This window comes from Bradyrhizobium sp. SZCCHNS3016 (assembly GCF_032484535.1).
Taxonomy (GTDB): Bacteria; Pseudomonadota; Alphaproteobacteria; order Rhizobiales; family Xanthobacteraceae; genus Bradyrhizobium.
Window position 1 is genome coordinate 45,002 of the sequence record NZ_JAUETE010000026.1, and the last position, 11,273, is coordinate 56,274.

General features: G+C 64.8%; 11 protein-coding genes. 7 read left to right on the top strand and 4 right to left on the bottom strand.

Translation table 11 applies throughout. The features are described 5' to 3' along the window. Positions 1 to 118 precede the first annotated feature (118 nt). Positions 119 to 994, top strand: a complete 876-nt coding sequence (gene tesB, locus QW881_RS31305) for an acyl-CoA thioesterase II (protein WP_315740635.1) — start codon at positions 119 to 121, stop codon at positions 992 to 994. A 5-nt stretch (positions 995 to 999) separates the two neighbouring features. On the opposite strand, the gene QW881_RS31310 is transcribed toward tesB, so the two are convergent. After that, positions 1,000 to 1,875, bottom strand: a complete 876-nt coding sequence (locus tag QW881_RS31310; protein ID WP_315758697.1) for a DUF4339 domain-containing protein — start codon at positions 1,873 to 1,875, stop codon at positions 1,000 to 1,002. 207 nt (positions 1,876 to 2,082) lie between these two features. Here QW881_RS31310 and QW881_RS31315 point away from each other — a divergent pair, with 207 nt between their 5' ends. From QW881_RS31315 to QW881_RS31340, 6 genes are all read left to right on the top strand, one after another. Next, positions 2,083 to 2,421: a P-II family nitrogen regulator gene (locus QW881_RS31315; RefSeq protein ID WP_172112996.1), complete on the top strand. Its 339-nt coding sequence runs from the start codon at positions 2,083 to 2,085 to the stop codon at positions 2,419 to 2,421. 90 nt (positions 2,422 to 2,511) lie between these two features. Further along, entirely contained in the window at positions 2,512 to 3,822 is a 1,311-nt protein-coding gene (locus QW881_RS31320; RefSeq protein WP_315758696.1) for an ammonium transporter, read from the top strand. 332 nt (positions 3,823 to 4,154) lie between these two features. Beyond that, a complete protein-coding gene (locus QW881_RS31325; RefSeq protein ID WP_006611147.1) occupies positions 4,155 to 4,493 on the top strand; it encodes a P-II family nitrogen regulator in 339 nt (112 codons plus the stop codon). Positions 4,494 to 4,532: 39 nt separating this feature from the next. Beyond that, positions 4,533 to 6,035: an ammonium transporter gene (locus QW881_RS31330; protein ID WP_315758695.1), complete on the top strand. Its 1,503-nt coding sequence runs from the start codon at positions 4,533 to 4,535 to the stop codon at positions 6,033 to 6,035. A 541-nt stretch (positions 6,036 to 6,576) separates the two neighbouring features. Then, positions 6,577 to 7,953, top strand: coding sequence for an IS30 family transposase (locus QW881_RS31335; RefSeq protein WP_315715219.1), 1,377 nt, complete (start codon positions 6,577 to 6,579; stop codon positions 7,951 to 7,953). A gap of 550 nt (positions 7,954 to 8,503) precedes the next feature. Next, a complete protein-coding gene (locus tag QW881_RS31340) occupies positions 8,504 to 9,007 on the top strand; it encodes a DUF2059 domain-containing protein (RefSeq protein ID WP_316159101.1) in 504 nt (167 codons plus the stop codon). Positions 9,008 to 9,232: 225 nt separating this feature from the next. Here QW881_RS31340 and QW881_RS31345 read toward each other — a convergent pair whose 3' ends face one another. The 3 genes from QW881_RS31345 to QW881_RS31355 all read right to left on the bottom strand — a co-directional run bounded on the left by QW881_RS31345 (position 9,233) and on the right by QW881_RS31355 (position 11,191). After that, complete coding sequence (locus QW881_RS31345) at positions 9,233 to 9,448, bottom strand: dodecin family protein (RefSeq protein ID WP_042340486.1); 216 nt, start codon at positions 9,446 to 9,448, stop codon at positions 9,233 to 9,235. A gap of 167 nt (positions 9,449 to 9,615) precedes the next feature. Continuing rightward, complete coding sequence (locus tag QW881_RS31350) at positions 9,616 to 10,029, bottom strand: EVE domain-containing protein (RefSeq protein WP_315758693.1); 414 nt, start codon at positions 10,027 to 10,029, stop codon at positions 9,616 to 9,618. Positions 10,030 to 10,210: 181 nt separating this feature from the next. Then, a complete protein-coding gene (locus QW881_RS31355; RefSeq protein ID WP_315758692.1) occupies positions 10,211 to 11,191 on the bottom strand; it encodes an NAD(P)H-dependent glycerol-3-phosphate dehydrogenase in 981 nt (326 codons plus the stop codon). Positions 11,192 to 11,273 lie beyond the last annotated feature (82 nt).

Sequence of the window (11,273 nt, forward strand, 5' to 3'; positions counted from 1 at the left end):
AGCTGGGCGAAACAGGGGCGTGAAACAAGGTCTGCCCTCCGAGACCGTCATTTCCGGATGCCTGATCCCGCTGGAACGGGGCCGGAGCGGACGGCCGAGCCAGCGAAAGCACCACGCCATGTCCAAGGGACTGATCGACCTGATCTCGATCCTCGATCTCGAGCCGATCGAGGTGAACCTGTTCCGCGGCAACAGCCCGAAGACGAGCTGGCAGCGCGTGTTCGGCGGCCAAGTGATCGGCCAGGCGATGATGGCGGCGTGCCGCACTGTCGAGGGCCGGCTGCCGCATTCGCTGCACTGCTACTTCATCCTGCCCGGCGACCCGCAGGTGCCGATCATCTACCAGGTCGAGCGCCTGCGCGACGGCAAGAGCTATGCGACGAGGCGCGTCACTGCGATCCAGCACGGCAATGCGATCTTCTCGATCATGGTGTCCTTCCACAGCGACGAGGACAGCGCATTCAACCACCAGGACAAGATGCCGGACGTGCCGCCGCCGGAGAAGCTGACGGCGGAGGAGATCTCCAAGCAGCCGATGTTTCAGGAGGTCTTCCAAAGGATGCCGGACTTCATCCGCCGCTACTACGAATCCGACCGGCCGATCGAGCTGCGCCCCGTCGAACTGAACCGGTACTTCGGCCATAAGATCGAGGATGGCCGCATCAACGTCTGGATCAAGACGGCGGCGAAGCTGCCCGATGATCCGGCGCTGCACATGTGCGCGCTGGCCTATGCGTCGGACTTCTCGCTGCTCGACGCGGTCATGGCGCGCTATGGCCGCACCTTGTTCGACAAGCGCATGATGCCGGCCTCGCTGGATCACGCGATGTGGTTTCACCGGCCGTTCCGCGCCGACGAATGGCTGCTTTATGCGCAGGATTCGCCGAGCGCGCAGGGCGGCCGCGGGTTGACCCGCGGCTCGATCTTCAAGCCCGACGGCACGCTGGTCGCCTCCGTCGCGCAGGAGGGCTCGATCCGCGAGCGCCGGACGTAGCAGCCTCACACCGGCTGCGCCGTCCGCGGCACGACCGCGAATTGCGACACGTACCAGGCGCTGTACCAGCGCAGCAGCCACGGGATCGGAATGATCACCGAGCAGCCGAGCACGAACGCGAAGGTGCGCCACAGCACCTGCAGGCCCGAGCCGGTGAACACGACCTCGCGCCGCGTCCCCTGGATGTTGCGGCAGACCCAGCGCATCCAGGCGGTCAGCACCCAGGCCCAGCCGATGATGGTGATGCCCGACACGATCATCAGCAGGTACCAGCCGGCATAGACGACGGGGCTGCCTTCGAAATGGATCGGCAACCGCTCGCCATTCGAGGCGAGGTTGCTCAGAAGCCAGCGCAGCACCATCCAGCCCAGGAACGCCGGAGCGACCAGCGAGATCAGGTTGAGGATCGGCCGGTCGCTGAGGCCGACATAGGCCAGCACGCCCATCGCGATGAAGACGTACCAGATGTCCAGCGGCTGGCCTGTGAAGGTCAGATTCGGCCGGCCGGGCACCCTCATCCGCTCGATCACGTAGCGGTAGAGGTAGACGGCGGTCCACGGCGTGATGACGATCAGGAACTGGCCGACGACATACAGCAAGGTCCAGCCGAGATAGGACCAGGTCTCGAGCGTGACCGAGAGCGCGCCGGCCGGGGCGGCGCCGCCGGAATCGAACGCGGGCGGCGTCGCCGGCGACATGCTCGGCACGCCCGACATCAGGCCGGGAATGCGCCCGGCCTTCTCCCAGCCGGCCATCCCGTCGCTCCACAGCAGCGTCTCGGCCGTGACGACACCCCGCGCGATCAGGTCGCGCAGTTCGTCTTCCGAAATGGGGCCCTGTTGCTGGCCTTGCGCCGCGTAATACCAGGAACGATTCGACATGGGATGTCCTTGAATGGAGGATGGCAGGAAACGTCTTCAGTCTGTCGGGCGATGTCGCGTTCCGTTCAGTGATATCCGTCACTCCTTGACGTTTTCGCTTAACGCTGCGCTGATTTTGTGCCATTTGCCTAGGAACAGGCCAAAACGGCCGTCCCAAGCCTGCCTCCGAAACAGGCGGCTTCGATCCGAGGAAACCAAGGCCCGCCCATGAAGCTCGTCGTCGCGATCATCAAACCCTTCAAGCTCGACGAGGTGCGCCAGGCCCTCACCGCGATCGGCGTCCACGGCATGACCGTCACCGAGGTCAAGGGCTACGGCCGCCAGAAGGGCCATACCGAGATCTACCGGGGCGCCGAGTATATCGTGAACTTCCTACCCAAGCTGCGCATCGAGATCGCGGTCAACTCCGACATCGCCGAGAAGGCGGTCGAGGTGATCACGACGCACGCGCGCACCGGCCAGATCGGCGACGGCAAGATCTTCGTGACGCCGATCGATCATGCCCGCCGCATCCGCACCGGCGAGACCGACACCGACGCACTCTAAGCCCGTCAAGCAGCCGCAACGGCTGCACGCCCGCCGCAACGGCGCGGCGGACTGCAAAATCCTAACATCTGACATGCCGGGGGGACTGTCATGGAGACCTGCGCGTCTCGTTGCCTGCGCGCGTCTGCAGCATTGGCTGCAGCGGGCGCGATTGCCTTCACCACGCCAGCAGCGGCCGCAGCGCCGTCCACGATCGAACCGGCCGACACCGCCTGGATGATCGTCGCCACCGCTTTGGTGCTGATGATGACCATTCCCGGTCTGGCGCTGTTCTACTCGGGCATGGTGCGCAAGAAGAACGTGCTGGCGACGATGGCGCAGAGCCTCGCAGCCGTGATGCTGATCTCGATCCTGTGGGTCGCATTCGGCTACTCGCTGGCCTTCGTCGGCGACGGCACCTGGATCGGCTCGCTCGACCGCGCCTTCCTCGCCGGCATGGGCATGGACAGCGTCCATCCCGGCGCCAGGACGATCCCCGAGTCGCTGTTCATGCTGTACCAGATGACGTTCGCGATCATCACGGTGGCGCTGGTGGCGGGCTCGGTCGCCGACCGCATGCGCTTCTCCGCCTATCTCCTGTTCAGCATCGCATGGTTCATCTTCGTCTATGTGCCGCTGGCGCATTGGATCTGGGGCGGCGGCTTTCTTGCGCAGGCCGGCGTGGTCGACTTCGCCGGCGGTCTCGTCGTGCATCTCTCCGCGGGCACCGCGGGATTGGTCGCGGCGCTGGTGATGGGACGCCGCCAGGGCTATGGCAGCGAGAACCTCTCGCCGTTCGATCTGTCGCTCGCGGTGGTCGGCACCGGCCTGCTCTGGGTCGGCTGGTTCGGCTTCAATGGCGGCTCGGCGCTCGGGGCGAATGCGCATGCGGTGATGGCGATCCTGACGACGCATCTGGCCGCCTGCGCCGGCGCCGTCACCTGGGGCGCGCTGGAATGGTCGACGCGGCGCAAGCCGTCGGTGCTCGGCATGATCTCCGGCGCGGTGGCCGGCCTCGGCACCATCACGCCCGCGTCCGGCTTCGTCGCCCCCTGGCATGGCCTGGTGATCGGCGCGCTCGCCGGTATCATCTGCTACTGGGCCTGCACCTCGCTGAAGCACCGCTTCAACTATGACGATTCGCTCGACGTGTTCGGCGTCCACGGCATCGGCGGCCTCACCGGCACGCTGCTGGCCGGCGTGTTCGCGACCGCCGCGATCGGCGGCACAGCCGGGCTGATCGAGGGCAACCCGAAGCAGCTTGCGGCCCAGCTCTACGGCGTCGCCGTCACCCTGGTGTGGTCGGGCGGCGTCACCTGGGGGCTCCTCAAGTTGGTCAGCGCCTTCGTGCCGCTGCGGGTGTCGCGCGAGCACGAGCTGGAAGGACTCGACATCTCCCAGCATGGCGAGGCGCTGCAATAGCTGCAGCAATTGGCGCCAATTGACCTGTTCGGCGTCGCGGGATTCTGCCCGCGCGGTGAGCAGCATTGTGTCTTGAGCCTGACATGCGCAACTTTTGCGCATGCCTGCCCATTCCTTGAGCGCGACGGAATAGCGCAGCCTTTGATGCCCCCGGTGAGGGGTGAAAAGGTCAGGATTCACCGCTCGTTAGCCCTGACCAGCCGTCTGGCACGGCATTTGATTCTATCGCTCCCGGCTGTGCCCGCGTCGTGAAGATTTCTCCGCGTGGTGAACCTCAGTCGACAGGAAGCGCTCGGTAACGTCCGTGCCGGGCCCAAGCGGGGATAGGACCCATGAAAATTGTTATGGCGATCATTAAGCCATTCAAGCTCGAAGAAGTCCGGGACGCCCTGACCGCCATCGGCGTTCATGGTCTCACGGTGACGGAAGTGAAGGGGTACGGCCGTCAGAAAGGTCATACGGAAATCTACCGCGGCGCCGAATATGCGGTGAGCTTCCTGCCCAAGATCAAGATCGAGGTCGCGATCCCCTCCGACCAGGTCGACAAGACCATCGATGCGATCAGCTCGGCCGCCAAGACCGGCCAGATCGGCGACGGCAAGATCTTCGTCATCAGCCTCGACCACGCCGTGCGCATCCGCACCGGCGAAGCGGACGCTGCGGCCCTTTGATTTCGCGCTCAAACCAGAACACTTACGGAGTACAATAAAATGACGTTCAAGCGTCCAACCAGCGCGGGATGGGTTACGCTCGCAATTGCAGGGCTCTGCGTCGCAGGCCTCGCCGATGTGGCGTTCGCCGAGGACGCGCCTGCCGCCGCTGCCGCAGCCGCCCCCGTTCCCAACAAGGGCGACGTCGCCTGGATGCTCGTGTCCAGCGCCCTCGTCCTGATGATGTCCATCCCCGGCCTCGCGCTGTTCTATGGCGGCCTCGTCCGCACCAAGAACATGGCCTCGGTCCTCACGCAGGTGTTCGCCATCGTTGCGATGGTCGGCGTGATCTGGACGCTCTACGGCTACTCGCTCGCCTTCACCGACGGCGGCAGCATGACCTCGTGGGTCGGCGGCTTCTCCAAGGCCTTCCTGCACGGCGTCGACGCCAACTCGACCGTTCCGACCTTCTCGAACGGCGTGGTGATCCCGGAGCTGGCCTACTTCGTGTTCCAGATGACCTTCGCGATGATCACCCCGGCCCTGATCGTCGGCGCCTTCGCCGAACGCATCAAGTTCTCGGCGGTGATGCTGTTCATCCTGCTCTGGGTGACCTTCATCTACTTCCCGATCGCGCACTGGGTCTGGTACATCGCAGCTCCCGATGACGTCGCTGCTGCTGCCAAGGCTCTCGCTGCCGCTGGCGACGCTGCCGCCAAGACCGCCGCCCAGGCCAAGCTCGACGAAGTCACCGGCGCTGTCGGCTGGCTCGCCGGCGCTGGCGCTCTCGACTTCGCGGGCGGCACCGTCGTTCACATCAACGCCGGCATTGCCGGTCTGGTGGGCGCGGTTCTGATCGGCAAGCGCACCGGCTACGGCAAGGAGCTGATGGCTCCGCACTCGCTGACCATGACCATGATCGGCGCCGCGCTGCTGTGGGTCGGCTGGTTCGGCTTCAATGCCGGCTCCAACCTGGAATCGAACGGCGTCACCGCCCTGGCCTTCGTCAACACCATGGTCGCCACCGCCGGTGCGGCGCTGTCCTGGCTGCTGTGCGAATGGGCGGTCAAGGGCAAGCCCTCGCTGCTCGGCATCTGCTCGGGCGCGGTTGCCGGTCTCGTCGCCGTCACCCCGGCCTCCGGTTATGCCGGTCCGATCGGCGCGCTGGTGCTCGGCCTGATCGTCTCCCCGGTCTGCCTGTTCTTCGTCTCCACCGTGAAGAACGCGTTGGGCTATGACGACGCGCTCGACGTGTTCGGCGTGCACTGCATCGGCGGCATCATCGGCGCCCTGGCCACCGGCATCCTGGTCAACCCGGCTCTGGGTGGCGTCGGCATCACCGACTACACCAACATCACCGGCAACAACGCCGGCACCTACGACTTCGCCACGCAGATGCTGGCGCAGATCAAGGCTGTCGTCGCCACGCTGGTGTGGTCGGGTGTCGGCTCGGCGATCCTCTACAAGGTCGTCGACGTGGTCATCGGCCTGCGCCCGACCGTGGAGCAGGAGCGCGAGGGTCTCGACATCACCGACCACGGCGAGCGCGCCTACAACTACTGAGTTCTCCCGGGACTTGGTCGTACGCGACCAGGTCCGCAACTTCGGTTCGGGCAAATACCCGGCAATGCCCTGACCGTTGAGGGGCTCCAGCGCAAGCTGGGGCCCCTTTCTTTTTGTTTGGATCGTGAGGGCCGAGCGCGCGCCAAATAACCGGTGTCGTCCCTGCGAACGCAGGGACCCATACCGCGCGATGTTTGTAAGAGGCAGGCTGCGAGTCCCGTGCAAGACAACTGAACCCTGTGGTTATGGATCCCGGGTCGGCGCGCTTCGCGCTTGCCCGGGACGACAGCTGTGGTTGGCGCGCCCGACGTTGCCTCCGAGAAGCAGCTCGAAGGCGAACGATCTCGTTCTCGCGACACGATGCGCCCGAGCTGTGCTGAAACTCACCGCCCTCGGAAAACAGAGGGCGCAGGGAAGGCCGGGCGCTGGCCGCGCCCGTGGCCCGCCTGCGAAAGAAAATGCAGGCGGCAGGTACCACAGGTCTGGCCGAACACACCGGTGGATTCAATTGGTCGTCGCAACACTCGATGAGGAGGTTGCGATGGGCATTCGAAAGAAACGGTCAACGCGGGGCAAGCTGGGATCATTGGGGCGCCCACCAGTTGCGGGGCGTGCGGAACAGCAGAAATTTTGGCGTGGGATTGCCGCTGGATTGAACAGCGAGAATGCTGCGCTGGCTGCTGGATTATCGGATGCTGTCGGCCCCCGATTATTTCGAAAAGCGGGCGGCGTGGCACCGGCAATGTTCCGACCTTCAGCGAAGCCGCTCTCCGGACGGCACCTCTCCTTTTCTGAGCGCGAAGAGATTGCGCTGCTGAATGCGCAGCGCCATTCTGTACGAGAGATAGCACGGCGCCTCAATCGGTCTCCCTCGACCATCTCCCGTGAACTCGATCGCAATGCAGCCACGCACGGCGGCAAGATGGCCTATCGGGCGACGGCCGCCCAGTGGCATGCAGATCGATCGGCCCGGCGTCCTAAGCCGAGCAAGCTTGCAAGCAACGCCGCCTTGCGCGCTTATGTTGAAGAGCGGCTTGCAGGGTTTGTCGCGCCTCCAGGCGGCGTTCGGCGGAAGGCCGGTCGTGCGGGCTCTAGCCAGGATCAGGGGTGGACGAAAGCGTGGAGTCCCGAGCAGATTGCCCGGCGCTTGCCGATCGACTTCCCGGATGACGAGGCGATGCGCATCAGCCACGAAGCCATTTACCAGGCGCTTTTTGTTCAGGGCCGAGGAGCGCTGAAACGCGAGTTGTCGTCCTGTTTGCGAACGGGACGTGCGCTGCGCGTGCCCCGAGCGCGTACGCGGAAGCGCAGCAAAGGCTTCATATCGCCGGAGATCATGATCAGTGAGCGTCCGGCCGAAGTCGCGGATCGAGCTGTGCCGGGACATTGGGAAGGAGATCTGATCGTCGGCTCCGCCAGCTCGGCAATCGGCACGCTGGTCGAACGCAGCACGCGGTTTACAATGCTCCTACACCTTCCACGGTTGCCGGGGTTTGACGACGGCCCACGTACGAAGGATGGGCCTGCGCTCTCCGGACACGGAGCTGAAGCGGTACGCGATGCGATCACGCGCACCATCGTCACCTTGCCCAAAGAACTCCGCCGCTCGCTAACCTGGGATCAGGGGACCGAAATGGCTCAACACAGTGACCTCAAGATCGATACAGACCTTCAGATCTACTTCTGCGATCCAAGAAGCCCCTGGCAACGTGGCACGAACGAGAACACGAATGGCCTGCTGCGGCAGTACTTCCCGAAAGGTACCGATCTGAGCGTCTACGATGCTGACGAGATCGCCGCCGTGGCCGCAGCGCTCAATTCCCGACCGAGAAAGACGCTAGGATGGAAAACTCCAGCAGAGGCGCTTGACGAGCTGCTGTCACGAATGAAAACACTTGGTGTTGCGACCACCGCTTGAGCCCGCCACCCGGCCCTCCCTGCGCAACGGTTTTAACGGCTGCTTCGCGTTCTCCTTGGCGCGCCGGGCTTGTTGGCCACCATCACGAGCGCGACACGTTAGCATCACCACCCGCTTGATATCAGCATCGGGATATCAGGACCGCGCGACTTGACCGTGCGTGCATCGCCGTTCGTCCGCGCAGACTGAACTACGCTGCGGCAACACACGCCCATCGCCTCCCACTGCCAACGGTCCGTGACGGTCGCGAAACGCCCCTCATGCGGCAACAGGATGCGCGGAAATGTGAAGGTGATTTGCCCGACGACACAAGCCGGCGCGGCTGCGGCAAACTAACTCGACGGGCAATTGGCGCATGTCGGGAATGCGGAAACTGCCCGACGGGCAACAGAGCAGGCTTTGATCCGCACAATAGCGCGGGGATGCCAATCCGGTTGCAGCGGCAGAAAACACAGCTTAGCAATACTGTTCGCTGGCTCCGGCTGATCTTAAGAATTGGAACCCGGCCGTAACAGCGATCGCCGCTGCAGCCGGCACATGGGGGATCAGGATGAAGCATCGCTGTCGGTACGTAGTCGTCGCCTCCGCCATTTGGCTCACCGCCGCAACGCCGCCATCGGCAAGAGCCCAAGCGACATCACAGGAGTCCTTGGCGGCGGCGAAAGAGCTGGTCTCCGTGATGCATATGAATGACCAGGCGACAGCCCTGTTGCCGATCGTTCTGAAGAACCTGAGACCGACGATCGTCCAGGGGCGCGCCGAGGTCGCTCTGCAATATGATGCGTTGATCCCGAAGTTCACTCAGGCCTTTCAGGGCAGGGTTTCCGAATTCTCGGATGCGATCGCGGTCGTCTATGCCAGGAACTTCTCGGCGGACGACCTCAGGACCATGGCTGAGTTCTACAGGACCCCGACAGGTCAAAGAGTCCTGCAGAAGCTGCCGTCCGTCACCCAGGAGTCGAGCATTGCCGGGCAGAAATTTGGTCAAGCTCTCGGCGAAGAGATCAGGAAGCAGATGGTCAATGAACTGAGGAAGAAAGGTCTCGATCTCTGATCCGAACTCCCGATCGTCATGCAGCGGCGCGCCCTGCGACATAACCGGCGCGACGGGCAATTTCCGTATGACAGGCTTGTGGTCCGTCCCGCCTCGCCATCCCCGGGAAGCCGAACCGAGACGTCCACGGTCATGCCCCCGATGGCGGGCACGACACCGGATTGCAGGCTCAAACCTTGCCGCGGCCGATAGTCCGGCGAACGACAACGCAGGTCGATGGTCAGCTCATGCGCCTTCGAACTTGAACGACACGTTGAGCTTGGCTCGATAGGCTTCCACCTTCCCCTTCGCGTCGAGCTGCATATCGAGCTGGACCACTTCTGCGACACGCAGGTCTCGGAGTGTCTTCGCCGCCTGCTCGACGGCGTTGGTAGCTGCCCTTTCCCAAGATTCGCTGCTGGTACCGATCAGCTCGATGACTTTGTAGACGCTGTCAGACATGTCGGTCTCCTGTTCGGTATGGAGCAGGAAGCAGGTGCTCCCTGCTACAACTGAACGTAGCATCATAGCGCGGCGCCTGAAAGGACGCAGCCTGCCCATGGCAGCCGCAGGTCCGGAGCTACCACGAATGGCGCTAACGCCTTGCGCGTCTCACAAGCCCTTGCGCCCTACACGCCGCCCAGCTTGCAGATGTGCTTCCACTCCTCCGCCGTCACCGGCTGCACCGAGAGCCGCGACTGCTTCACCAGCGCCATCTCCGACAGCTTCTTGTCAGTTTTGATCGCGGCGAGCGTCACCGGGGTCTTGAAGGGCTTGTGCGCCTTGATGTCGACGCAGACGAACTTGCCCGTCTTGTCGGTCGGGTCGGGATAGGCTTCCTTGATGATCTCGGCGATGCCGACGATCTCCTTGCCCTCGTTGGAATGATAATAGAAGGCGAGCTCGCCCTTCTTCATCGCCACCAGGTTCTGCCGCGCCGTGTAGTTGCGCACGCCGGTCCAGGCCTCCCCCTTCGCGCCCTTCTCCACCTGCTGGTCCCACGACCATACCGAGGGTTCGGATTTCACCAGCCAGTAGCTCATAGTTCCGTTCTCTTTCCATTCGTCGTGGCCGGGCAAGAGTGCGAAGCACGTCTGTCAAAGGCCCGGCCATCCACGTCTCACCGCCAGCCATATTATCTTAGACATGGATGCCCGCGACAAGCGCGGGCAAGAGGGCGGAGATGGCTGCATGATCAGCGGCGTGGAGTCGCGCCTACACCGCTCACTCCTCCGCCTTGAACGGGCGCATCATCAGCGCCTCGATCGCGGCATCGATCGTCACGGTGCCGGCGAGAATGGCGGCCACCGCCTGCGCCACCGGCATCTCGACGCCGCGCGACGCGGCGAGCTCGACCAGCACCGGCGCGGTGTACTGCCCCTCGGCGAGCTTGCCAGCAGGGAGCGGCTCGCCGCGGCCGAGCGCGAGGCCGGCGGCGAAGTTGCGCGATTGCGGGCCGGCGCAGGTCAGGATGAGGTCGCCGAGGCCGGACAGGCCGGTGAGCGTTTCGCTGCGGGCGCCATAGGCGCGGCCGAGCCGCACCAGCTCGGCGAAGCCGCGCGTGGTCAGCGCCGCCAGCGCCGAGGCGCCGAGCTTGCGGCCGGAAACGATGCCGGCAGCGATCGCCAGCACATTCTTGGCGGCGCCGCCGATTTCGACGCCACGCACGTCGGTGGAGTGATAGGGCCGGAAGGTCGGCGAGCCCAGCGCATGGACGAGATCAGCCGCGAGCGCCTCGTCGGGCGCGGCGAGCGTCACCGCGGTCGGGAGCCCGCGCGCGACGTCGTCCGCGAAGCTCGGACCGGACAGGATCGCCGGGACTGCGTTCGGCGCGGCCTCCGCGATCACCTCGGTCATGAATTTATGGGTGCCGTGTTCGATGCCCTTGGCGCAGGCGACGAGCGGCGTGCCCGGACGGAGCAGCGGGGCGAGATGCATGACGGCGCCGCGCAGATGCTGGGCGGGGACAACGATGAGAACGGCGTCGGCGCGGGCGGCCTCGGCGAGATCGGCGGTCACGGCGATGCGCGACGCGAGGGGAATGCCGGGCAGGCGCGGGTTCTCACGGGCAGCGCCGATGCGCGCGGCGTGGTCGGCATCGCGCGCATAGAGCGTGACGTCACGCCCGGCACGCGCGGCGACGGCGGCGAGCGCCGTGCCCCACGCACCGGCGCCGATGATGGAGATCGTTTGGAAACGAGTCATTCGCCGCGGATTCGGCTGCGCTCCCTCCCCCCTTGCGGGGGAGGGTTGGGGAGGGGGGTGCCACGAGCGAGAATTTTTATGG

Coding starts and splice junctions, on each gene's coding strand:
- tesB (WP_315740635.1), top strand. CDS start 119: ATGTCCAAGGGACTGATCGACCTGATCTCGATCCTCGATCTCGAGCCG.
- QW881_RS31310 (WP_315758697.1), bottom strand. CDS start 1,875: ATGTCGAATCGTTCCTGGTATTACGCGGCGCAAGGCCAGCAACAGGGC.
- QW881_RS31315 (WP_172112996.1), top strand. CDS start 2,083: ATGAAGCTCGTCGTCGCGATCATCAAACCCTTCAAGCTCGACGAGGTG.
- QW881_RS31320 (WP_315758696.1), top strand. CDS start 2,512: ATGGAGACCTGCGCGTCTCGTTGCCTGCGCGCGTCTGCAGCATTGGCT.
- QW881_RS31325 (WP_006611147.1), top strand. CDS start 4,155: ATGAAAATTGTTATGGCGATCATTAAGCCATTCAAGCTCGAAGAAGTC.
- QW881_RS31330 (WP_315758695.1), top strand. CDS start 4,533: ATGACGTTCAAGCGTCCAACCAGCGCGGGATGGGTTACGCTCGCAATT.
- QW881_RS31335 (WP_315715219.1), top strand. CDS start 6,577: ATGGGCATTCGAAAGAAACGGTCAACGCGGGGCAAGCTGGGATCATTG.
- QW881_RS31340 (WP_316159101.1), top strand. CDS start 8,504: ATGAAGCATCGCTGTCGGTACGTAGTCGTCGCCTCCGCCATTTGGCTC.
- QW881_RS31345 (WP_042340486.1), bottom strand. CDS start 9,448: ATGTCTGACAGCGTCTACAAAGTCATCGAGCTGATCGGTACCAGCAGC.
- QW881_RS31350 (WP_315758693.1), bottom strand. CDS start 10,029: ATGAGCTACTGGCTGGTGAAATCCGAACCCTCGGTATGGTCGTGGGAC.
- QW881_RS31355 (WP_315758692.1), bottom strand. CDS start 11,191: ATGACTCGTTTCCAAACGATCTCCATCATCGGCGCCGGTGCGTGGGGC.